At 40.4% G+C, this 23,514-nt stretch carries 23 protein-coding genes and 1 pseudogene; 14 read left to right on the top strand and 10 right to left on the bottom strand.

What is annotated here, in order from left to right; translation table 11 throughout:
• Positions 1-21: 21 nt before the first annotated feature.
• On the bottom strand, positions 22-465 hold the full coding sequence (locus V7K53_RS00625; RefSeq protein WP_335195777.1) for a DUF29 domain-containing protein: 444 nt from the start codon (positions 463-465) through the stop codon (positions 22-24).
• A 133-nt stretch (positions 466-598) separates the two neighbouring features.
• On the opposite strand from V7K53_RS00625, the gene V7K53_RS00620 reads away from it, so the two are divergent.
• The 9 genes from V7K53_RS00620 to V7K53_RS00580 all read left to right on the top strand — a co-directional run bounded on the left by V7K53_RS00620 (position 599) and on the right by V7K53_RS00580 (position 6,971).
• Positions 599-1,186, top strand: coding sequence for a Uma2 family endonuclease (locus V7K53_RS00620; RefSeq protein WP_335195776.1), 588 nt, complete (start codon positions 599-601; stop codon positions 1,184-1,186).
• A 138-nt stretch (positions 1,187-1,324) separates the two neighbouring features.
• The gene (locus V7K53_RS00615; protein ID WP_335195775.1) at positions 1,325-1,591 is read left to right on the top strand and encodes a ribbon-helix-helix domain-containing protein; all 267 of its coding nucleotides are present in this window, start codon (positions 1,325-1,327) and stop codon (positions 1,589-1,591) included.
• A 21-nt stretch (positions 1,592-1,612) separates the two neighbouring features.
• A complete protein-coding gene (locus V7K53_RS00610; protein WP_335195774.1) occupies positions 1,613-1,888 on the top strand; it encodes a type II toxin-antitoxin system RelE/ParE family toxin in 276 nt (91 codons plus the stop codon).
• A gap of 64 nt (positions 1,889-1,952) precedes the next feature.
• Positions 1,953-3,113: a DUF58 domain-containing protein gene (locus V7K53_RS00605; protein WP_335195773.1), complete on the top strand. Its 1,161-nt coding sequence runs from the start codon at positions 1,953-1,955 to the stop codon at positions 3,111-3,113.
• Between the two features lie 206 nt (positions 3,114-3,319).
• A complete protein-coding gene (locus V7K53_RS00600; protein WP_099100573.1) occupies positions 3,320-3,685 on the top strand; it encodes a ferredoxin thioredoxin reductase catalytic beta subunit in 366 nt (121 codons plus the stop codon).
• Positions 3,682-4,074: a DUF309 domain-containing protein gene (locus V7K53_RS00595; protein WP_335195772.1), complete on the top strand. Its 393-nt coding sequence runs from the start codon at positions 3,682-3,684 to the stop codon at positions 4,072-4,074. The genes V7K53_RS00600 and V7K53_RS00595 overlap by 4 nt, the downstream gene beginning before the upstream one ends.
• Before the next feature lie 297 nt (positions 4,075-4,371).
• The gene (locus V7K53_RS00590) at positions 4,372-4,869 is read left to right on the top strand and encodes an LptA/OstA family protein (RefSeq protein ID WP_335192514.1); all 498 of its coding nucleotides are present in this window, start codon (positions 4,372-4,374) and stop codon (positions 4,867-4,869) included.
• Positions 4,870-4,899: 30 nt separating this feature from the next.
• Positions 4,900-5,628: an LPS export ABC transporter ATP-binding protein gene (gene lptB / locus V7K53_RS00585; RefSeq protein ID WP_335195771.1), complete on the top strand. Its 729-nt coding sequence runs from the start codon at positions 4,900-4,902 to the stop codon at positions 5,626-5,628.
• 227 nt (positions 5,629-5,855) lie between these two features.
• On the top strand, positions 5,856-6,971 hold the full coding sequence (locus V7K53_RS00580; protein WP_335195770.1) for an LptF/LptG family permease: 1,116 nt from the start codon (positions 5,856-5,858) through the stop codon (positions 6,969-6,971).
• A gap of 234 nt (positions 6,972-7,205) precedes the next feature.
• On the opposite strand, the gene V7K53_RS00575 is transcribed toward V7K53_RS00580, so the two are convergent.
• The 5 genes from V7K53_RS00575 to V7K53_RS00555 form a co-directional block, all read right to left on the bottom strand.
• On the bottom strand, positions 7,206-7,826 hold the full coding sequence (locus V7K53_RS00575) for a CP12 domain-containing protein (RefSeq protein WP_335001516.1): 621 nt from the start codon (positions 7,824-7,826) through the stop codon (positions 7,206-7,208).
• Between the two features lie 225 nt (positions 7,827-8,051).
• A complete protein-coding gene (locus V7K53_RS00570) occupies positions 8,052-8,648 on the bottom strand; it encodes a CPBP family intramembrane glutamic endopeptidase (RefSeq protein WP_335195769.1) in 597 nt (198 codons plus the stop codon).
• A 77-nt stretch (positions 8,649-8,725) separates the two neighbouring features.
• Entirely contained in the window at positions 8,726-9,787 is a 1,062-nt protein-coding gene (locus V7K53_RS00565; protein ID WP_335195768.1) for a DUF3326 domain-containing protein, read from the bottom strand.
• Positions 9,788-9,892: 105 nt separating this feature from the next.
• On the bottom strand, positions 9,893-10,072 hold the full coding sequence (locus V7K53_RS00560) for a hypothetical protein (protein WP_012408584.1): 180 nt from the start codon (positions 10,070-10,072) through the stop codon (positions 9,893-9,895).
• 146 nt (positions 10,073-10,218) lie between these two features.
• Entirely contained in the window at positions 10,219-10,539 is a 321-nt protein-coding gene (locus V7K53_RS00555; RefSeq protein ID WP_335195767.1) for a 2Fe-2S iron-sulfur cluster-binding protein, read from the bottom strand.
• A gap of 1,188 nt (positions 10,540-11,727) precedes the next feature.
• On the opposite strand from V7K53_RS00555, the gene V7K53_RS00550 reads away from it, so the two are divergent.
• Positions 11,728-11,934 (top strand): hypothetical protein, encoded by a 207-nt coding sequence (locus V7K53_RS00550; RefSeq protein WP_335195766.1) that lies wholly within the window; start codon positions 11,728-11,730, stop codon positions 11,932-11,934.
• Positions 11,935-12,006: 72 nt separating this feature from the next.
• Positions 12,007-12,390: pseudogene (locus V7K53_RS00545) on the top strand (DUF4351 domain-containing protein); the annotation flags it as partial.
• A 217-nt stretch (positions 12,391-12,607) separates the two neighbouring features.
• Here the strand turns inward: V7K53_RS00545 and V7K53_RS00540 are convergent.
• Together V7K53_RS00540 and V7K53_RS00535 are read right to left on the bottom strand one after the other, a co-directional pair.
• Entirely contained in the window at positions 12,608-17,086 is a 4,479-nt protein-coding gene (locus tag V7K53_RS00540) for a translation initiation factor IF-2 N-terminal domain-containing protein (RefSeq protein ID WP_335195765.1), read from the bottom strand.
• A gap of 87 nt (positions 17,087-17,173) precedes the next feature.
• A complete protein-coding gene (locus V7K53_RS00535) occupies positions 17,174-18,091 on the bottom strand; it encodes a histone deacetylase family protein (protein ID WP_335195764.1) in 918 nt (305 codons plus the stop codon).
• A gap of 107 nt (positions 18,092-18,198) precedes the next feature.
• Between V7K53_RS00535 and V7K53_RS00530 the strand changes: the two genes are divergently transcribed.
• Positions 18,199-19,224, top strand: coding sequence for a mechanosensitive ion channel family protein (locus V7K53_RS00530; RefSeq protein WP_335195763.1), 1,026 nt, complete (start codon positions 18,199-18,201; stop codon positions 19,222-19,224).
• Between the two features lie 50 nt (positions 19,225-19,274).
• Here the strand turns inward: V7K53_RS00530 and V7K53_RS00525 are convergent, their stop codons facing one another.
• Positions 19,275-20,054, bottom strand: coding sequence for an MBL fold metallo-hydrolase (locus V7K53_RS00525; protein ID WP_335195762.1), 780 nt, complete (start codon positions 20,052-20,054; stop codon positions 19,275-19,277).
• Between the two features lie 111 nt (positions 20,055-20,165).
• Here V7K53_RS00525 and V7K53_RS00520 point away from each other — a divergent pair, with 111 nt between their 5' ends.
• A complete protein-coding gene (locus V7K53_RS00520; RefSeq protein WP_335195761.1) occupies positions 20,166-20,603 on the top strand; it encodes a VOC family protein in 438 nt (145 codons plus the stop codon).
• Between the two features lie 9 nt (positions 20,604-20,612).
• Here V7K53_RS00520 and V7K53_RS00515 read toward each other — a convergent pair whose 3' ends face one another.
• Positions 20,613-22,265, bottom strand: a complete 1,653-nt coding sequence (locus V7K53_RS00515) for an S-layer homology domain-containing protein (RefSeq protein WP_335195760.1) — start codon at positions 22,263-22,265, stop codon at positions 20,613-20,615.
• A gap of 279 nt (positions 22,266-22,544) precedes the next feature.
• Here V7K53_RS00515 and V7K53_RS00510 point away from each other — a divergent pair, with 279 nt between their 5' ends.
• Positions 22,545-23,438, top strand: coding sequence for an alpha/beta fold hydrolase (locus tag V7K53_RS00510; protein WP_335195759.1), 894 nt, complete (start codon positions 22,545-22,547; stop codon positions 23,436-23,438).
• Positions 23,439-23,514: the final 76 nt, after the last annotated feature.

The following is a 23,514-nucleotide window of genomic DNA, read 5'->3' as shown; positions in this document are numbered from 1 at the left end:
GATTAGATAAGACTGATATATTTAAGATAAATAATTGTCATCTAATAATTGAAAAAGAGTGTAAGGGCACTTTTCTAGAAAAATATTTAAATCGGTTTTAATTTTCACAAACTCAACCGCACTTTGATAAATATTCTCTAAATCATCCTGTAATTTTTTTGTTAAATTCGTTGTTAAATGATTATTTAAGTCATATCTAAAGGTTTTAATTTCTCCAATCCAATGACGAGAGTTTCTTTCATATTCCACCTGCCAATATTGGAGTAATAATATATGTATAATAATTTGCCTTAAAAGACCTTTGGCTTTAGCTAAATCTCTTTTCCCCAAAGTGATTAATTCCTCAATTAAGTTTTCTAAATCAAGTTGGTTAAACTGTTTCCGTTTTAATAAGTCAATAGTTTTTTCTAACCATAAATTCTCATCGGTTTCATAGAGTTGTTTTAAGTTGGTAGTAATTGTCATATTTTTACCTTCTACCTACATTCATAATTTAATCATATACAATTATAAATTTATAGATGCAAACGATCAAAATCCAGATAAATTGTATGGTACTTGTTCCAACAACTGACCCGCTTCCACTTGTAAGCAAATCATGAAAAATATTGGGTTGACGCAAGGAAAAATTACAGTTCCAGAAAGCACGACTCTACAAGAGTTCTTAAAACTTCCATATATTGAAGAGTCACCAGCTTGGGAATATATTAACGGAGAGGCAATTCAGAAACCTATGGGAGGAGGTAAACACAGCTTATTGCAAAAACGTTTAGTTGCAGTAATTGATGCGTTGGGCAGTAACTACGAAGCTTTTCCTGAATTACGCTGTACCTGTGGTAATCGTTCAGTAGTTCCTGATGTGGTTGTTATCTCTACCAATCAACTACCACTGGATGAAAACGGTGAAATTATCAGCAACGGCATTGATTTTGCACCCGCTTGGGTCATCGAAATTCTTTCTCCTGCTCAAAGTCAAACGAAAGTAACTGGCAATATTTTACACTGTTTGAGAAATGGCAGTCAGTTAGGATGGTTGATTGATCCAAGTGAACGCTGTATTTTAGTTTATCAACCTAATTCTTTACCAGATTTGTTAGCAGGACAAGATATATTACCAGTGTTAGAAGATTTGAATTTGGCGCTCTCTGTTAATGAAGTCTTTGCTTGGTTACAGCGTAAAGTTTAACAGTAAATCGCAACAATCAAAAATCTGCATCTTGCGTGAATATAACTTACTGTATTTCCTGAATAAACTCTAACTGAATGAAAAAGCAGGGTGAGTTTTTTAACTTAAAATGGTGAATAATCTGAATAGAGGTTTTCTATGAGCATCAGTCTCACGCCCGATCAAGAACGCTTTATTCAAACCAAGCTCCAGGCTGGGAAATATCGCACCGCAGAGGAAGCCCTTGAAATTGCCTTACGGTTGCTTGATGAATACGATTGCGCCGATGCTGAATGGGTCGAGGATGTGCGAGAAAAAATTGATGCGGCGATTTTAGCTTCAGACCAAACGCCACCCATTGATGGAGAGACATTCGTAAACCAAATTTTAGAGCGGTTTCGACAAGGACATCAGGCGCAAGCATAAGTCGCTACGTTATCAACATTCTTGCCAGCCGAGATATCAATCGAAATTGCCGACTACTTTGCTGAAACTAGCGTTGAAGCAGGAGAGCGATTTTTCAGTGAATTCAACCGCAAGTGCCAACAAATTGTTGCCTTTCCAAACAGTGGTAAAAGTTACGCAAAAATTCGTCCAGACCTCCGAGGTGTATCCTTGCAAGGCTATATCATTTTCTACAGAGTGTTAGATGATGGTATCGAAATTCTACGGGTTGTAAGTGGTCGTCGCAACTTTCCATTTCTTTTCGAGGAATCCAACTAAAAGCTTTTCTGGCGAATCCCTGAGACACTGTGAATTTGGGGTGGTGTTGGGTTAAAAAAGAAACATGAAAATCATAAAACCCATCACCAATTGGTTAGAAACTCGCGCCAGTGCCCCTGCTTATGGCGGTTGGGTACTAGCAGCAACGGCTATTTGTTTTTTTGGCGCAGGTATTAATACGATGGCTGGTTGGCTGTACGCCATTAGCGGCATCAGTTTTGCCCTTTTGGGTGTAGCAGCCATCTTACCGCCGCGATCGCTCACAGGTCTATCCATCACCCGCCATCCCATGCAACCTGTGTCAGCAGGCGACGATCTAACGGTGGAATTAGAAATCTGCAATCAGACACAGCAGCCTGTAAGCTTATTGCAAGTTGAAGATATACTGCCCTTCGTCTTAGGCAAACCAGTACAAAAGGCAATCGAAACAATTCCTAGCCAAGGTAGTTACCGTTGGGTATATTATCACCCAACTCAGCGCCGGGGTGTTTATCGCTGGCACACAGTTGAACTTGGTTCTGGTGCGCCTTTGGGATTGTTCTGGTGTCGCCGTCAGCGTGATTGTGCTGCCACAGCGATCGTTTATCCCACAGTGTTACCCTTGGCTACCTGTCCCCTAGTAGACGAAATGGGGCAAGAAGAGAGCAAAAGGGGCGATCCTCGTGGTAGACCATTGCAGACAGCTACAACCGGGCTGGTACGATCGCTCCGTCCATATCGTCTAGGAGATCCCACCCGTCTGATTCACTGGCGGACTAGTGCCCGCTATGGCGAATTAAGGGTGCGGGAGTTAGAAATGGTAACAGGTGGACAAGAAATAGTTATTGCCCTTGACAGTGCTAGCAGTTGGGAAGAAGAAAACTTTGAACAAGCAGTAATTGCCGCAGCATCTCTGTACTTTTATGCACAGCAACAAGAATTACAGGTGCAACTGTGGACAGCATCAACAAGTTTAATTAAAGGCGATCGCTTTGTTCTAGAAACCTTAGCAGCAACCGCAGCCTTAGAAGATGCCAGTTCAGTAATTCCTAAAAGCTACCCTTTGATTTGGCTGACTCAGAATCCTCTGAGCCTTGCTACTCTTCCTCAAGGCAGTCGCTGGGTCTTGTGGCCAAATTTTTCCTTACCAGCAGAACCAGAAGTAATCAATTGGGAACACCCTGGTATAGTTTTGCAAAGCGATGGCTCACTGCAACCCCAGCTACAAAAAACATTACATTCATAAATCAATTCAAATTTTATAATTTCAAAGACTGCTGACAAGTTCAGCTTCTGCGATTTCTGAGATTTTCTCCAATCCCAGTACACCGGATATATCAGCCTTCGAGCAAAGGTAAGATAATTTGAGCAGGTAAGGTTGGGGAAATACACCCAGTAATCCCTTAGTGAGGCTGAGGTACAATGCAAAGAAATATTTAAATTATGAACGACATGATCGCATCAGAACATAACACAAAATCCAGCGATAAAAGCCTAGAGGCAATGCGGCATTTTTCCGAACAATACGCCAAGCGTACTGGAACATACTTCTGTTCTGAACCTTCTGTCACCGCAGTTGTGATTGAAGGACTAGCCAAACATAAAGACGATCTGGGTGCGCCTTTATGTCCTTGTCGCCATTACGAAGATAAAGAAGCTGAGATTCACGCCACATATTGGAACTGTCCTTGCGTGCCAATGAGAGAACGCAAAGAGTGCCATTGCATGTTATTCCTCACCCCTGACAACGAGTTTGCTGGAGACAAACAAGAAATCTCTCTAGAAACAATCAAAGAAGTACGAGACAGTATGGGATGAGCAAAACCATCCCCCAAGAGTTTTGGCAAGGCGTAGAACAGTTCAATTCTGGACAGTTTTACGCTTGTCATGACACTTTAGAGGCTTTGTGGATTGAAGCTGGCGAACCAGAAAAAAGCTTTTATCAAGGCATTCTCCAAATTGCAGTAGCACTATATCATTTGGAAAATCGGAACTGGCGAGGTGCTGTAATTCTATTGGGAGAAGGCAGTAATCGCCTACGTCGTTACCCATCTAGTTACAGCGGCATTGACGTAGATGAGTTATTGAGCGAGAGCGCAGTGTTGTTGACTAATTTACAACAAATAGGGCCAGATAAAATTGCCGCTGGCGATCTGGGCACAAATCAAGTCTTATCTTTGCCTAGAATTGTGCTAAGTACTGATTAGACATTTAGTTAAATTATGCGCTGCCCAAAATCCTTAATAGGCAAAATTTATCTAGCCAAAAGTTTTCCGTACCACTACGTGGAAGCAAGCTACGCGTCGCGTCTCCGTTAAAAAAAGAGTATTGTGTCTACGTCATTTTCACTCAGATGTCAATTAGCTGAAACCTTGAGGTTAGGGGTAGCGTCACTATTTCAGCCAGTAGTTATCGTAAATCACTCCAGATTGTATATTTCATAATCTGGATAAAGTACTTGAGATAATTAGAATGCAAGCTGAAATCCTAAATCCCCAATTGCTATGATGCCCTGCTATCAATTGCCCATATCCCAGATACGTCGCTTTGGATTAGCTTTAATGCTGCCAGCTGCACTTTTGGGCGCTTTTGCCTTCCCTACCCAAGTGCAAACCGCTACTGCACAAACATCTCAGGCAAATCGCCCCCTGACTATCCGCGCTGATGTGCAAGAATATGACGCGAAAAATCAAGTAATCACCGCTCGCGGTAATGTGCAAATGTTGTATCCGGCTCGCCAACTTCAGGCAACATCTGCCCAAGCACAGTATTTTAGTAAAGAACGCCGAATTGATTTCAGTGGCAATGTCTATATTTTGCAACAGGGCGGTAACAGTATCCGAGCAGAGAAAGTAACCTATTTAATTGATGAAGGGCGATTTGTTGCTTTACCACAATCCAACCGTCAGGTAGAGTCCATCTACATGATCGAGGAATCAAATAATAGCGGACAAACTGCCACACCTGCCCCACAAACACCACCTTTGAAGCCTTCTAATTAGCATTTACCACCAAGAAAGGGTGCTTCCAGCGTGAAAATTGTTTTAGAGAATATTCACAAATCTTACGGAAAGCGAGTAATTGTCAATCGTGTTAATCTTTCTGTTGCTCAGGGCGAAATTGTTGGTTTACTAGGCCCCAATGGGGCTGGTAAAACGACGACTTTTTACATTGCCACAGGTTTAGAAAAACCCAATCAAGGAAAAGTTTGGCTGGGTAATGTAGACGTGACGGGAATGCCAATGCATAAAAGGGCACGACTGGGTATTGGTTATCTAGCACAAGAACCAAGTGTTTTTCGCCAACTCTCGGTAGAGGATAATATTCTGTTAGTGCTAGAGCAAACTCATGTGCCACGTTGGGAGTGGGCAATCCGACTTAGAACTTTACTGCGGGAGTTTCGGTTGGAAAAATTAGCTAAAAGTAAAGGAATTCAACTTTCTGGTGGTGAGCGACGGCGGACAGAATTAGCAAGGTCTTTAGCTGCCGGACGAGAAGGGCCAAAATTTTTACTTTTGGATGAACCATTTGCGGGAGTCGATCCGATCGCAGTCTCAGAAATTCAGCAAATCGTCGCCCAACTGCGCGATCGCGGCATGGGAATCTTAATTACAGATCATAATGTTCGCGAAACCCTTGCCATCACCGATCGCGCCTACATCATGCGTGAGGGACAAATCCTCGCTTTTGGCGCTGCTGACGAACTCTACAGCAATCCCCTTGTGCGGCAATATTATTTAGGGGATAATTTTCAAGTCTAAATTAATAATAATTTAGTTAAAAATTTCCAAGGATATTTTGATTTTTGATTCTTCAGCATAAATTTATTAGTTAATGTTTAGCCATTAACTATTTAATTTTGATCTTAAATACAGTAGAGATGCTTTGCTTTTCCAGGGTTGCTAATATTTAAATTTTCAAGTTGCTTATGATATCAAAGAAGCTCACGTCTTTTAATAGTCTCTATTCGCTGCTGCCTTTTACGATCATGGATCGCTACCTTGCCAGCGAATTGTTAGCGCCGTTTTTCTTTGGTGTCGGAGCTTTTTCATCAATTGGCGTCACCATTGATGCTGTATTCGATCTCGTCAGAAAAATTGTCGAATCTGGGCTACCTATAGACATTGCTATTCAAGTTTTTTTGTTAAAATTTCCCAACTTTATCGTTTTAGCCTTCCCTATGTCTACGCTGCTGGCTACTTTGATGACCTACAGTCGTCTTTCTAGCGAGAGCGAACTAATTGCTCTACGTGGTTGTGGCGTCAGTGTCTATCGCATGGTGCTAACTGCTGTGATGTTAAGTCTTGTGGTTACAGGAATGACATTTGTGTTTAACGAAGAAATTGCACCAGCAGCCAATTATCAAGCAGCGATGACTTTAGAGAAAGCCCTGAAATCAGACAAGCCAACTTTTAAACAGCAAAATATTTTCTATCCAGAGTACCAGGATGTTGTCCAGCCAGATGGCTCTAAGAATCGGATATTGACACGCTTGTTTTACGCCGACCAATTTGATGGTAAGCGGATGAAAGGGTTGACAATTATAGATCGCTCAACAAAAAATCTGAATCAAATTGTGGTATCAGAATCTGCTCAGTGGAATCCTTCTCAAAATGTCTGGGATTTTTACAACGGTACAATCTATTTTGTTGCTGCCGATCGCTCTTATCGTAACATCGTCAAATTTGAACACCAACAACTGCAACTACCGCGCACGCCATTAAGTCTGGCAGAAAAAAGCCGCGATTATGGTGAAATGAATATTTCTGAAGCACTACAGCAACTAGATGTGGAAAATCTTGGTGGCGATCGCCAAAAAATTCGTAAACTTGAAGTGCGGATTCAACAAAAAATCTCTTTGCCCTTTGTATGCGTGGTTTTTGGCTTGGTAGGTGCAGCGATGGGAAGCATACCGCAACGGACGGGAAGAGGTACAAGCTTTGGGATTAGTGTCCTAGTTATATTTTCGTACTACTTAATTTTCTTTATTAGTGGAGCGATGGCACAAGCAGGTGTCCTTTCTCCCTTTATGGGGGCTTGGTTGCCCAACTTTCTTTTTTTGGGAATAGGTCTATTCTTATTGATGCGAGTTGCCAGACGGTAATAAATTGAGGGGGATGCGGAAGTAGATAAAGAATATTAAACATCTGGTGAAATTAAATATGCGCTATCCATAACCCCTGTAGAAACATCGCAGTCGTAAATTTTTATATTCTTTTTCACCAGATGTCTATTAGTCATTAGTCATTTGTGTTTACCAAGGACAAAGGACAAATGACAACCTCACCTGTTGATGTGCAACTTAAATGCGTAACAGCTTATTATTCTCCCACTTCAATTACGGGTGATAATTTCGACATTCTGGTGCATTGGGGTTTTCCTTGCAGTATTCTTCAAAAGAGACTTTAGCTGATATCATACCCTCAGCTTTTTGATGAGCTGCTTCTGCTTGAAGTTCTTCTACCTCATCCCAAGCAGCTGCACAGGCTTTAGAATAAGCACCTTGTTCAGTGCAAATAGCACGAGCCTGCTCAATTGCTTTTTGAATTCTCTCCTCCAGCAGTAGCGCTTTTGGCGCTTCCACAAAGTCGCTTTTAGTCAAAATGTCGGTAATCGAGATGATGCCCAACAACTTGCCTTGAATCACAGGTGCGCGATGAATACCAGTGTTAGCAAATAACCGCGCTACATATTCCACACCCAAATCAGGATTGACTACAATGCAGGGCTTGCTCATAATTTCATAAACCCGCACTTGCTTTGGATCTTTACCGTAGGCTGTTATCTTATAAACAATATCTGTTTCTGTGACAATGCCATAAGCATCATTGTCATAGCGACGATCCACAACCAGTGCCCGCAATCCTTTATCCTTCATCAGCCCCACCGCTTCAGCAACAGTTGCCGAACCGCGAATGGTAACTACATCTTTGGTCATGATATCTTCAGCTTTCATCATTGCTGTAGTCTCCTGGTTAATAGTCCGGTGTAGCACTGCGCCCTCATGGACGTATCGAAGCATTGCAGCGCACAGTTTGCTCTAACTAGAAAGTCAAAAAAGTTGAACTTTTGCCCAGCTACAACAATAAATTAGACCAGTTGTCAACTTATGATGTTATCCAATGTAACCAATGCCCAAAAACAAAGCATAAATTGTGATAATATTTTGCCGATTAACAAATATTTATTTTTTAATTGCCGAAAATTGCCGCATTTTCCAGAAATAGCTAGAAATCAAATTGGTAATAATATGAGCGACAATGGGCACTAACAAGTTGCCAGTGAGCAGGGCGCTATATGCCAATATCATCCCGACAATTGTTGCCCAAATTACATAAGGCCATTGTTGGGAACCGCTAAAATGCAAGATGCCAAAGCAAAGACTGGATACAATTACAGCTGTAAGATCGGAGCCTAAAGCTGGTAGCATCACACCTCTAAATAACAATTCTTCACTCAACCCTGGTAGCAACCCCAGCCAAATTAAATCTAGTAAAGCTAAAGGCTTCAATACTATTTCTAGGTAATAATCTGCACTCTTACGATAGGCAGTCCATAGGCGGTAAGTTAAGCCACTTAATGCGGTGAGTACAAACCCCAACCCTACACCTAACAGCAACTCTCTTTGATTCAAGTCCCAAGAAAATAGCGAAAAGTTGCCAAAGTATAACGAAAGTTTGGCGACTATCAACAAAATGATTGCAGTCGCTCCCATAGCCCCAAGTACTTGGATGCGCGTCAGGTATGGAATTTCTGGCTCTTGCTTTTGTTGTTCAATCACAGGTTTTAGGGGGAGAAGGGCAGGGGAGCAGGGGAGCAGGGGGAGAAAACTAATGACTAATGACTAATAACCAATGACTAATGACTAATTGACTGCAAAGGTAATAATTTGGGACGGAGAGCGGAGGGATTGATGCCTGCTTTGTGTGCTACCAATACACCTACTGCTTCTAAATATGAGTTTACCTGTATAGATTTGATCCCCAAAGGTTGGGCAGGAACTTTTATCAGAGTTTTATTTTCTTCTACTGTAATTATTTGGCATCGTCTTTGGCTTAAACTCAGTAAGGCACTGCTACCACAAGCATTTGCAGGTGCGATCGCAGCATCCACTTCATCTGCCCAAATATCTCCTTTCTCTGATGCAATCGCTCCTTTATCTATTATAAATTGTGGGGCACGACTTAACCCGACAAGGACGCAGGGCAAAAAGGTATAACCTAATTCTTCGGCGGCGGAACGTGGAGATAAATCAGGTTGTGGAGGTTCGCTCAAAAGGGCGGGAGAATGGGCGCAAGGAATTTGAAAGGTTCGTACTAGCAAATGGCTAATTACGGCTTCTGCACCCGCTAAAGAATCAACGCCTTCACCGTGGCGATATTTCTGTACTGCTTCTTCATCCATATCATCGGGGAAACGGGCAACAACTGCGATCGCTTCTGCCCCCGCTTTTTTAATTAATATCTCAGCTGCTCGTAATAAACTATCTGGGTTGCCAATTGTTCCCCAACTTGCTCTCGATGCTGTAGTCCGTAATTCTACATTTAATGGCGCATCCGTAATTACATAATCTGTTAAGGTCAATCCCAGAGTTGCTCTGACTGCATCTGCTGCTTGTATATGTCGTAGCCGCAACTCTGGCTCAATGGCTTGATCTAAAAGTAAACCTACTTTGTTACTGCGGACTGGACGCAAACCCCAGCATCCAGAGGCAAATTTATCAAGCCCGTAACCTTCAACATAGAAAGCGTTTGGAAGATTCCAATACAAGCTTGCGCCATTCAGGACATTGGGGTGAGTAATTAGGCGATCGCAAACCTGTGCTATAACTTTGGCAACAGGTAAAGCATCTCCTGCATAACCCCCAATGGCAGCCCCTACGCCTGTTGGTACGATTAAGATAGCGGTATATGGACGCATATTGAGTTAGGAGTTATGAGTTATGAGTTATGAATCAAAAGCCATCAAATACTAACTCTTGTACAGACGCTATTAATCGCATCTCTCTTAATCGCGTCTCTTTTTCTAACTCTTGACTGTAGTCACCACAGCTTCAACTGTAGCTTTTTGTTCATCAGTATCCACAGAAGTAACTGCCCAACGCAGAGGTTCACCTTGTTTCTTTAACTCTGTTTCAATTACTTCTAGTAACTCTGCGGGAGTTTCTTGTAAATCAATTTCTGCGGTAATAAAATGAGTTGTCATTTTGGTAAATCCTGTTGATTTGTAGTTTCTAGAATAGCTGATTTCATCTGCAATGAAATACTTGCGTAATTTATCAGATTTGGTAATCTCCGCGAACAGTTATTCAGTTATGATAATCACCCGATATACTTATAACTGTTCGCTGATTATTTGCCTTTGCCAAATTGTAACTGATAAACTACATCTTCTTTTTCCGTCTGAAGTTTCAAATCAGAAAGGGGTTTGGCAACACAAAGCAATACGTAACCTTGCTTTTGTAAATCTGGACTAACGCCCATGCCATCAGTTTGATCCACAGTTCCCTCAGATAGTTGACCGGCGCAAGTTGTGCAAACACCTGCATTACAAGAACTCGGCAGTTCCAAACCAGCAGCATCGGCAACTGATAAGATCGTTTCATCTTCGGGAACTTGCAAAGTATGAATTTTGCCTTGGTGATCAATTTCTACGGTGTAAGTTTTGGGCATATACAAAAGAAGCGTGATGCAACGGACAAATGTATTAGTTTATCTGAATTAGTTAAAAATATCCAGATGTTACTATAAAAATTTAGGTTAAAGAGGAAAAATTATAGCAACTAATTCTGAATACGTTATAGATTAGTAACATTATTTACTATACAATACACAAATAAATTAGTTAAATTTGCTTACTATAAATCAATACGGTTCAGTTAAGGCTAAAAAATAAAACTAGTGTAGGTTGGGTTGAGGAACGAAACCCAACATTATCAAGGCAATTAGCAAAAGCAATTTGGGCATCTGATGTATTTTTGTATATTGATTCTTTCCATGCACGTTCATCAAAATGGGTAAATTTTGAATTAATTTTAGCTCAGATTTGGTCTAAGTTAATTCAAGTTGTTAATGTTCCCTCCCCAGATGAACGGTAGAATCAAGATTTCCGAATTCCGATACCTGGCACTGCTGGGTAGGGTTATTGAAATTTTTAAGAATGTATCTCTGTTAATCTATCACAGACTAGTACAGCTATGCAAAAGCCAAAAGGCTTATAGAATAAACTTTTTAGTTTTATTAAAATTTTTTCCAACTCTGCGATCGCTGTAAATCAACAATATACACTATGTAGCGATGGTTGCACTCACCAAGAAACTTTGGTCATCAATGTTATAAGGTTGACTCTAAGGTTACGACATTAAGCCTTAAAGCTAGAACATAAAGGCTTAAGGTTACAACATTAAGGCTTAAAGTTAGAGCGATTGCTGTTGACATAGAATACAGACCATTTGTAGAGGTATAGCAATGCTCATAGGTGTCAACTTAACGTAAAAACCATGTCCCGCAAGGAACTTCAGTTCCTTGCTAATAGCTCAAATCATCTTTAGATGACTAAATAATCCGAAAAATCTTTAGTCTACTTGAGTAGACTTTAGCTATTAGCCTGAAACTTTAGTTCCAGGCGGGTAAGTCAGCTAACAGTTAAGCTACCTTTAGCTTAAATTGATCCCAATAAACAATGCTGTACCCTATTGTCTATTGCTATTGTTTTGCCGAAAATCAACCTTTGATGATTAAATTCCGAGAAATCACAGGCATAAATAAAAACTTTTACTCAAAAAATGCGCTTTTTGCTGAACCATAATCCAGTTTAGTTGAGACAAAATAGCTCTAAAAAGCTTTTAAAAATGTAAAATTATGACTCGAAGAAAACGCAGTACCCGAATTCTAGAAAAAGCTGAATTTAGAGTCGCCGGGTTGAAAGCTGTCGATCCAAATATCAGTTTTGATGATACTCACAACTTGCAAAACCTGACTCAATTAATAGACAATTTTCACAATATGTTTGATGAGTATAACGCTGCTATAGCTATGATTGACTCTTCTAGAAAAAAGCTGGATTAAATGGAAAAAACCTTAAGTCAGGTTTCAGACAAAATGCTTACTGGGGTTGGTTTTAAGTACGGCAAAAACAGCAGTGTGCAGTCACAAGCGATTATCGAGTTGCAAGCGTTACCATTAGATTATCCATACCAAAAAGCAACTATTGAATTAGTTTACAACTTGCGCGAAAACTTGAGAGTAAACCAAGAATTAGAAGCAGATGATAGGGAGTTAATTATGCGACTAGAACCACTTTATCAAAGAGACAGAGAACAAGCTGTACAAGAAGGAAATAAACAAGGAGAACAACGTCTAGTTCTACGCTTACTCAATCGCCGTATTGGTGAGATTGATACGTCATTAATCGAGCGAATTAAAGGTTTATCGATTGAACAGTTAGAGAATTTAGGAGAGGCATTGCTAGATTTTTCTAGTGTTACTGATTTAGAAACTTGGTTAAACCAACAATCAATCTAATTCATTTCATAAAATTCTAGTCGCTTCTACCCGAAAAATCAAAGATAAAATTAAGGGCAACTTATCTAGTTAATTGCGAATTGCGTTAGCGTAGCGGGGCGTTCGCTTTTAGCGTCTCGCAGAGAAGCGCATTGCGAATTGCGAATTGGTATGATTTAATTATAAGCCTAGATTCGCGCAATACCAGCGGCGGGCTATGCGTAAGCACACCACAGATTTAGCTGAAGAGGCGAGAAACATCAACGAAACCATTATGAAGACTTACAATATTTGAAACTTCTGAATACATACTTCCGACTTTACCTGATTGATGGGTAAATAAATTATGACAACCCACAATTATTAGTAGTTCTTGAGCGCGGGAAAATGCAACATTTACTCGTTCTGGCTTCTTAGCAAATCCCACATCTCCTTTACTATTGTTGCGAACCATACTTACAATTACAACTGGTCTTTCCATACCTTGAAATCTGTCTACAGTACCAGTACGAATTTCTAGTGAAGGGAAAAGTTCAGATTGCAGACGTTCATCAATTTTTCTTAATTGAGCGCCATAAAATGTAATTACGGCAATTTCTTTTTTGGGTTCACCATTAGCAACTCTAAAAGCCCAAGTATTCTCAAACTGATGACACAAACGTTCAATCGCATCAATTTCTGGAGTATTAAAGTAAGAAGTTCCATTTTTTTGCTCTAAAAACTGATGCTCAATAGGCGTTTTTATCCAGATAAGATGCTGAGATTCTTGGATAATTTCGTCTGCTAGATGATGTGCGCGTTTTGTATCCGGTTCCAAAATACCAGATTCTAATTTTCCGTCATAAAACTGATTAATTGCACCCATAATAAATGGATGCATTCGATATTGTGTAGTTAGCATTTGTTTAATGCTTTCATCAGCAGATTCAAACTGACTTTTAAACAGTGATTCTTCTAAAAATTGTAGTTCGTCTCTTGTATTACCAATTGTTTGAACAACTTCTTCTAAAGTGTTGGTATCAAGCATGGGTGGTAATTGCCGATGATCGCCTACCATGACTAGCTTTTTCCCTTTCAATGCAGGGATTAGTAACTCTGGTGGAGTACACTTACTAACTTCATCAACAATCACGACATCAAAGGATTTAAATTCTTCCGAAAAACCTCTATTTGCAGCCTGAACACAGGTGATTCCGACGACGTTGGCATTATCTAGATAGATACGCCTTAAATCGTCGCGATCGCGCTCATTTGGCTCTCTTAATTTTCCTATCCAATCTTGTACAAAATTTTGATATCTATTGAGATAAACTTCATCTTTGTGTAGTTGCTGTTGCCAAGATTCAAAGCTAATATTTATACTACGTAATAATTCTATATTAAACAAGTCATTAGCAAATTTTTCTGGTTTAAATTTATCCGGTATTCTTTGCCATTCTGTCAACCACCAGCTTCTTTCTTCTATTAAATTTTCTGATGGCTGTGGTTGTAATTTATGTTCTATTTCGCGTAGACTAATTTGTAATTTTTGAAGCTGCGCTAGAGAGTTTTCAGTTTCTTCTTGTAGCTTTAAGAAATGCTCGTTTAGATAATTTTTAATTATCTCTAGCACAGCAAAAGGTTCCAATGATGAGATTAAGGTTTCAAGCTGACTAATGGAAGTTGCCCAATAATTAACTTGATTTGCAAATTCTTGGGGTTGCTCCCAAATATTTGATTGTGTTGCAAGATATTTTTCAACTATAATACGTAATTGATCGGGGATATTTTTTTGATTAAGTTCTTGCAATTTATTAATAACTATTCCAAGTTGGAAATTAGCATCTTGCTGTGCTTTTTCCACCTCAGCTTGAGTAATGGATATTTGCTGTTCACTAACTTCATTTTTCTGAAGTTCATTTAATTGTCGTTGCAGATGGTGAAGTTGTTGTTCAGTTTCAGTTTTGACTTTTAAAACGCATTGACGCGCATTTGCAAGGATAGTATCTAGCAACTCTTGTGTAATGCGGGTGAGAGTAGAGTCGATATTATTCCATTCCCATGATGTACCATAAGTCCGTTGCATTCTAACTAAGAAAACCTGGGTATTTTCAACTAGTAATTTTCGCTGTTTGGGGTTGAGTAGCTGATAATTGCTAAACTGTTGATAGGTTTCTTGCCATTGAGTGCGATCGCTCTTTGATAGCAGCATTGGAATCTGACTAAAATTTTCTTGTAAAAAATAGCTAAAATTATGCTGTTTACCCCGCCTGTCAGTAAAACCTCCATCTATTTCATAAGCGATCGCTTTTGTCAATAACTCCCATTCAGGTAGGTTAATTTTATAAGTTTTTGGTACTATTGGTAGTTTTAATGTGTTAGCAAACATCAACAAACCTAGCGGCAAGTCAACTAAATTTTCTGTGAGTGGTAAGCCTGATTGATGACATTCTTTTAAAGTTTGATAGAGATGAGAAAGTGCTGTAGATTTCCATTCTTTAACTGCTGAGATAATGTAATCTATTTCCCGTTGGCGATTTTGCCATATCTGGATTGTTTGCTGTATATTTTGCAGTTTGGCAAGATATTGCTGATAATCTGGTTGTAACTGATTCAACGAGGCGAAATTTTGTTTGACAACCTCTACTGATACTGCAACTTCTAAGATGCCTTTACTCACCTCTTGAGCATAAGTCAAAGAAGTTTTAAATCCAGAAATTTCTATTGCTACAGTTTCACGCAACCAAGCCGCTAAACCAAAAGCACCAAGCGCCGGACGCACAAAGCCAAGTTCATCAGTATATTTGATGGTTTGACGAACATTTGTTAAAAATTCTTCTACTAAACTGTTACCTTCTGTGTAGGGTTTAAGAAGTGGCAAAAAATCTGTAACTTCTGAAGCTTCCCAGTTGATATTTGGTGCAGCATTTAATATACTTTTTAATTTTGCAATTAGTGATTCAACCTCATTCTGTTTTTCTACAGTTTCGTTGTAATATTTTTCTTGATTTTGAAAGTTTACCTCTAGCTTTATCTTATTTTTATTGAATTTAGTTTGTTGCTGATTAAATTCTTCCTCTGCTTGGAAGTAAGCGGTAAATCTTTGTGATGATGCTAGTAATTGACTGAAGATTTTGATATTTTCCAGTCGTTGAGTCAGATTATTTTCACAGTCAATTGCAGTATTTTCTAGCCATCTGCCAATCACTTGTTCTTCTAAAAATGGCTGTCCTTCTTCCCCAACTTTTTCGGCTCTCCCCTTGCGTACAGCCCGAATTACTGGGTTGTGAACTAATCGACTCAGGGCGTTATCTACTGCTAAATTGGCTTGAGATGCAATTAGAGTGCGTCCACCGCGAAGGGCAATTTGATAGCAAATCTCGGCAATTACGGTAGTTTTCCCAGTACCTGGTGGCCCTTGGATGAGAACAAGATCCTTCGCAGCAAGTACCTTTTCCACTGCTGCTTTCTGACCAGGATTAGCAGAAGATAATAATAAATCTTGTGGTTGAAGTTCAACAGTTGTTTTGATTTGTCTAGCCTGAGAAGCATCGAATAAAAAGTTACCCAAATAGGGATTTTGGGTGTAACCGTTATTCAAATCATCTAAAGCTTTTTTCTTGCGCTGAATCTGCTGAATATCACCAACTGCCTCAAAACACAAAAATCCTGTATCTGGTAACTTATAACGCTCTGCTGCCATGAATTCAGCTAAGTCGCGTTCTAGTCGGAGGCTGATAATACAACGGTTGGGGTCAACTTCTTCAACAGTCCCTAATTGACGACCACTAATCCAATTTTTGCCGACGGGAGCAGTTTCAAAAAGCTTTAAATCTTCGTTTTTTGTGCGTCTTGCTCGTTCCCAAAAGTTTTCTAATTCAAGGGTATTTTGATAAAAGCCGTCAAGGGTGGCTGAGGCTACATCTATTTCAAAACTAATTCGTCTTTTTAAGTTATAGTTATGACTTACGTAACGCACGCAAAACTGACGCGCTTTAGCGATTTTTTCTTCAATTTGCAAAAACGCTTTCCAAGCTTTCAGTTGATCTTCTGTAGGCACATTTTCGCCACAAACTGGCGCGGTAGCGATGCGTTTCAATGTTGCAGACGGAATATCGAGATGATGCTGATGATTAGGTAGCAAACGTAAGCGACAAGGTATCGCATAGCTATCGGCATGTCCCCGTGAGATATGTAATAACTGAGCCGATAATATTTTTAAACCTCCGCGTCCATCTTTTGGTACAGCCGCTCTAAATCCTAATGTTTTTCTGAGCTTCTCAAGTCTTGCAGGTAACTGAAAATCATCGGAGTCTGTTGCTATTGTCAAATCCCAGATTTCCTCTCTTGCCTCTTTCCCCGCGCCTTTGCGACGCACGTAAAATAGAGAGGGCTTTTTACCGACACATTCAGACATTAACTCATTGGCGCGATCGCGCCGCTCTCTAAATTCGGGATAAGATTTCAAGGCAGCCTCACCTTCAAGATGGCGGATAAAGCTATCAATTGCTGAAGCTATAAACGTATAGCCCCAATCTTCAGAGTTTATTTTAGTTTTCGAGGATTTTGCTGTTAGTTTATTTGCTATTGCACGAATACGTTCTGCATCGGATTCTAAGATTGTACTGGTATGGCTTTTGACTACAATTTTGAGCTTTTCGCAAATTAATAATAGCTTCTTGCTATCCAAATTTAATTCTTTTGCTAGTTCGTAGATTCTGAGTTTGCCGTTGTTCATCCAGTACTGCCTTTGCCAACAAAATTTTCAAGGACAATTGAGGGTTTAAAAACTCTACAATTTCGGTTACTATTACCCGTTAAATGACTATAGTTTGTACTGATGGTAAACTTCGCTAGCGGCCCGATGCAACAGGGAATGCCGCCATACTAAAGATTTCATATCATCAGCATAACCGCCGCCAATGACGCAGGCGACGGGATAACCGCTATTCACACAGGTACTTAAAACCTGCATTTCCCGGCGAAAAATGCCAGCATCGGTAAGGGCTAATTTGCCCAAGCGATCGCCTATATGAGGGTCAACACCAGCATCATAAAATACTAAGTCTGGCTTGACTTTAGACAATAAATCTGATAGATAACTCGCCAAGGTTTGTAAATAAGCGTCATCTTCCATTCCTATCGGCAAAGGAACATCCAAATCGCTGTTTTGTTTCGTACCGGGGAAATTGACTTCGCAGTGCATAGAGAAAGTAAAAACGCTGTCGTCGTTTTGGAAAATAAAAGCTGTGCCGTCTCCTTGATGGACATCCAAATCGACAATGAGGATTTTTTGGACGAGTCCAAATTTTTGTAAAACGCGACAGGCGATCGCTAAATCGTTGAAAATACAAAAACCAGATCCATAACTAGGAAAAGCATGATGAGTTCCACCAGCCGTATTACAAGCTAAACCCTGACTGAGTGCCAGTTTCGCAGTCAGTATCGTACCACCTACCGCTACACAAGTACGATTTGCTAATGCTGGACTCCAAGGCAAACCAATGCGTCGCTGTGCTTTGATATCTAGGGTTCCTTCGCAATAAGCTTGAACATAGTTTGGGGTGTGGACTAACTCTATCAATTCGAGTGGCGGACTTTCAGGGGTGTGAAATTGTTCTTGATTTGCTACACCATCGGCTAACAGCAATTCGTAGAGTTGTCGGAACTTTAACATCGGGAAACGATGTCCTTCAGGTAGGGGAGCAATGTAATCTGGGTGGTAAATAATTGGCAAATCCATAAGGAAAGAAAATCTCAAGCAGCTAATCCGAGAACAAGGTAAAATTTAGCCATAATCACAGTAAAAATGCTGTTCTTGTAAATCTAAACTTCCAAATTTAAATTAATATGATGGAATGGATTCCGCCCATAGCATTTATTCTAGCTGGCTTACTAGCTGGAATAATTGGTGAAAAAGTTATCTTCAAAAAGCTAGAAATATTCGTTAATAATAAACGAATTGCTGGGGGTAATATTATATTTTACTCTCTGCACCGCATGACATTTATTTGGTTTGTCATTGCCGGTTTTTTTTGGGCAGTTTTGAGCGCACCCCTGAAACCAGATATTGCGATCGTACTACAAAAAGTTTTGACGATCGCACTGCTGTATTCAGTAACCCTAGTTTTAGCAAGATTGAGTGCTGGTTTTGTTAATTTATTTATTCGCAGAACAGAAGGGGTTCCCACATCACTAATTTCTAACCTTGCGAAGATTACTGTTTTAGTTTTGGGAACATTAATCATATTGCAAACAGTGGGTGTTCAGATTACACCGATAATCACGACTTTAGGGATTGGTGGTCTGGCAGTTGGTTTGGCACTTCAAGATACCTTAGCAAATTTGTTTTCTGGCTTTTACTTAATTATTTCTAAGCAAGTTAGAACCGGAGACTATGTAAAATTAGATGCTGGTCATGAGGGATATGTTATAGATATTTCTTGGCGGAATACAACAATTAAAGAAATTTCCAATAATATAGTCATTGTTCCTAACTCTAAGTTGTCTTCTGCAATTTTCACAAACTATCATTTACCTGCAAAGGAAATTACTTTAACAATGGATGTTGGCGTAAGTTATGATAGCGATTTGGAAGAAGTTGAAAAAGTGACTGTAGAAGTTGCCAAAGAAGTTATGCAAGAAATTGCACCAGAATTAAAAGAAAATGAACCATATATCAGATTTCATACTTTTAATGATTTTAGTATAGATTTTACGCTTTATATGCGGGTCAGTGAATACTTCGATCAGCGGATTGGTAAACATCTATTTGTCAAAAAATTACACAAACGCTATCAGCAAGCAGGAATTCAAATTCCTTTTCCGATTAGAGAAGTCTATATGCAAGATAATTCAGCTATGGAAAAAAATTAGTAGTTGCCATGTTAGTTTAATAACATGGCAATTCGCATTTTTTCTCTAACTTAGATAGCTAATGCTCGTTTTTCTAATGGTAGTTCAAAGCGATCGCCTGGTTTTGGTTCAAGTACCCGCGTCGAAAGATTGTTCTCTTTTAGTAACGAACGAAATTCTTCACTACTTCCTTTAGTCTGAATAAGTTTCATCAACAATCCCTCAAAGAATATATCCCCACCAGCCGCAGTAGGTAATATTACTTGAGGTTTTAACGACTTTACTACTTCTAATGAACTATTTTTCCCTTTAATAATCGGCCCAAGCAAAGGTAGGGTCATATCAATAAACGGTGTAATCACTACATCGATAGGTGCAGCCTGCTGAATTTCTGGGGAATGATACCCATGAGGTTCGTAGTATACACTTAAACCACTCTCAAAATCTTTGAGGAGATAACTGTTTTCTATCAGAGTCGGGCCAATGGGCGAGCCGGGGAAAGCCTTGATTTCAACTTGATTATCTAAAGTGAAACTTTCACCATGAGCCAATACCGTTACCTGGGTGTAACCTAATTGCTGTACTACCTTGGCTGCATTGGGAGAAGCTACAACCTTGATGCTGTGGTCGAGTTGCTTAAGTGTTGGTGGGTGAGTATGGTCTTCTAAACCCTGAGATAAAAGGATTAAATCGATATTATCTGGGATTGGACGATTTTGCGATCGCGACCCTTTAAATAACCAATCCAAATTGCTGAAAATTAACGAACCAACCAGCCAAGGGTCAATTAGTATTCGTTTCCCGCCAATTTCTAGTAACCAAGAGTTGCTGTCGAACCAAGTTAAAAACATAAATTTTGTGAAGATAACGCCTACCTTCATTATCAATGGTGTCACCTTTCTTAGTAAGCACTAAGTCCAACACCTACATTCGTGCGGTCAAGTCTACCACGGAGTTTTTTTATGTCTGATCTTGGTTTTACTCACATTGCACTTGCAGTCAGTGATGTTGATGCCAGTATCTCATTTTATGCAAAGTATGCCCAGATGACAGTCGTGCATCATCGCATCGATCGAGCGACTCAATCAGATGTTGCTTGGATTAGTGACCTGACTAGACCTTTTGTAATTGTCCTCATTAAAGTACCTAAAGTAGAAGGCGCACTCTTACAACAATCTCATCTTGGGGTAGCTTATCAGAATCGCGGGGAAATCGATCGCCTGTGCAATGAGGCACGCAATGAGGGAATACTGCTAGCTGGGCCAAATGACTGGGGCCATCCGGTTGGTTACTGGGCTTATCTTCAAGACCCAGATGGTCATACATTAGAAATTTCCTATGGTCAGGAAATTAGTTTTACAGTCGAGCAAGCTAGAGACGCGATTAATCGCGTCTCTTAAAAGAAAATATTATTTATTACCAGGGGTACGTCCACCTTCATCGTTACTACCACCGTGAGGACGAGAATTACCTGGGTCACAGCCCTCAGAACCATTACCAATTCCTTGGTTGCAATGGCGACGCGGTTTGATGCGCGCCCTTGAAGTTTCAGTCTGCTGCTCTACTGCAACTTGTTGCTGTCCAACGACGTACTGCGAGGAGATGTTTGCTACCTGTCCAGTGCTAGACAGGGCTTGGTATAGCAAAGCAGACACTTCAGACCTGGTTGCTACCCGTTCAGCATTTAGCAAGTTCACGTTGGGATAGTTGACGACTATACCGCGTTGTGTCAAAGCTGCAATCAGACTGCGATATTCACTACGAATAGTATTTGCATCACTATAAACAGATAAGATCGTATCCGTGGAACCACTGCTTTGATAATTTAATCCCCGCGCTAATGCTACCAAAATATCAAGGCGGGAAAGCCTTTGAGTGGGGTTGAAATCCTTGCCAATAACAGCGTTTAAAAAGCCCATTTGATAAACTTCGCTGATGGCATTGTAAGCCCAATATTGAGTTGAGACATCTTTAAATGCGATCGCTTGGCGAATTTTCCCCTTGTCAAACGCTTTCCGCACCATTGCCGCAAATTGGGCACGAGTTACTGGTGCATCTGGGCGGAAAGTCCCATCAGGAAAACCTTCGAGAATTTCCATTGAGGCTAATTCAGCAATAAAATCTTTAGCCCAGTAGTCTGTGGAAACATCAGAAAACTCAACCTTGAGAGGGCGAGACAGTCTGACTTGGCGATAATTCATTAGCATTTGGCTAATGTCGTAGCTAGAGTTATCGCTGACTTCAATCACCTGTACCAAGCTGCCAGGAGTAGTTTGCAAAACCTTTGCCAAGTTGGAATTAAAGACATTCACGAAGGACTGACGCACTAAAGCATAATCACCCTGAGTAAAAGAGACGGGATAAACGCTGGTTCCGGCAATTTTTGACAAACCTTCTACTTGGAACTGACTACCTTGAAAAGTTTGGGAACTGCTCAGGAAAATAACACGTTGGTTCCTGAGTTGGGTAAAGTAGTCGTAAGTGTTAGTACCTGCGTCAATAGTGCCGTTTTGGTTAGCATCAACACCATAAACAGTGCGAACGACTTGGTATTCTCTAGGTTTGGCTGACAAAATCAGGTTAACTGTGGTATTTGCTGGCAAACATTCAAATTCGCTGTAGCCAATAAAGCGGTTTTGAACATCATACAATCGCACGACGATGCGATCGCTAGCTTTTAACCCCTTAACAAATTTTGCTTTTTGCTTAATCTTGTACTTGTAATCACCCAAAAACTGCTCTTTTAAATAGCCCTGACCACTTTTACTTTTAACAGAAATGCGAGCAATTACTTCTGAAAAGTTACCAGATGGTTGCCAAATGGCAAGGCTAAAACCTGTTTTTTTCGCTTTTACCGAAACGTTACGGCTTTCTGTAGTCACAGTTTGCCGTTGGATAGTGGTGTGATTCCTTGTTTCTACTTCCTTATGGGCTAAAAGTTGTTGTTCTGTGGAATTATCTGTTATTTGAGCGACGATGGTAGAGAACCCTAAAGCTGCATAGGCAGAATATATTGGCGAAAATATTGCTACAGAGGTTGCAGCAATAACAAATTTGCTCATTTGAGCAAAGTTACTTTGAGTTATGTATTTCATCCCACACTACCATTCGTCTAAAAAGTCACAGGGCTATTTGCTATCCCTCGACTTATTAATCCCTTGGGGTGGATGGAACTAACATCTCATCAGTGCTGAGTTAGGAGTTCAGGAGTGTGATTATTGCTTTTTATACTCAGCACAGGCTAAACCTTAGCTATCCGCTAACAGCACTCGTTACTCAGAACTATTTCGGTCAGAGAACATTACTATATATATTAAAGAAACACTTTATTAATCTTAATAATGACTGTAACTACACAACAGCTTGCAACCCAAGATGCCTTTGAAAAATTCTTTTGGACTTGGCAGGGTTACAAAATTCAGTACACTGTCATGGGTACAGGACGCCCTTTGGTACTGGTTCACGGCTTCGGTGCTTCCATTGGACACTGGCGCAAAAATATCCCAGTTTTAGCTGATGCTGGCTACCAGATATTTGCTATAGACCTTTTAGGTTTTGGCGGTTCTGAGAAAGCGCCCATTGATTACAGTGTAGAAGTTTGGGTGGAACTGTTGAAAGATTTCTGCACAGCACACATCCAAGAACCTGCTGTATTTATTGGCAACTCCATCGGCGCACTTTTGAGCTTGATTGTACTGGTAGAACATCCAGAAATTGCTGCTGGTGGTATTTTAATTAACTCTGCGGGTGGGTTGAGTCATCGTCCTCACGAATTGAACCCGCCGCTACGGATGGTGATGGCAGCTTTTAATCGGTTTGTGCGATCGCCAATTACAGGTAAATTTGTCTATAACCGCATCCGTCAAAAAGCCCAGATTCGCCGCACCCTCTACCAAGTTTACCGGAACCGTGAAGCTGTCACCGATGAATTAGTTGATTTACTTTATACTCCCTCTTGCGACCCAGGAGCGCAACAAGTCTTTGCATCTATTCTCACAGCCCCTCCTGGCCCCAGTCCAGAGGAACTTTTGCCCAAAGTAGAACGTCCTTTATTAGTAATTTGGGGTGCTGACGACCCTTGGACACCAATTACCGGGGCCAAGATTTACGAAAAGGTGCGGGAGAATGGCAAAGATATCAAAATTGTTCCCATTCCCAATGCCGGTCATTGTCCTCACGATGAGGTTCCAGATGTTGTCAATGCCCAGATTGTCGATTGGCTAGCGCAAAGGTAATAATTTCGCCTTTCTGCCGATATGTATTAGCCCAAGCAAGGTAAAAATGGGGCTAACAATCTGGGTGAGTGGATCT

The sequence above is a fragment of the Nostoc sp. genome (assembly GCF_036917355.1).
Taxonomy (GTDB): domain Bacteria; phylum Cyanobacteriota; class Cyanobacteriia; order Cyanobacteriales; family Nostocaceae; genus Nostoc.
Note: the sequence above shows the minus strand (reverse complement) of the source record. Positions and strands in the feature narration are given on the sequence as shown.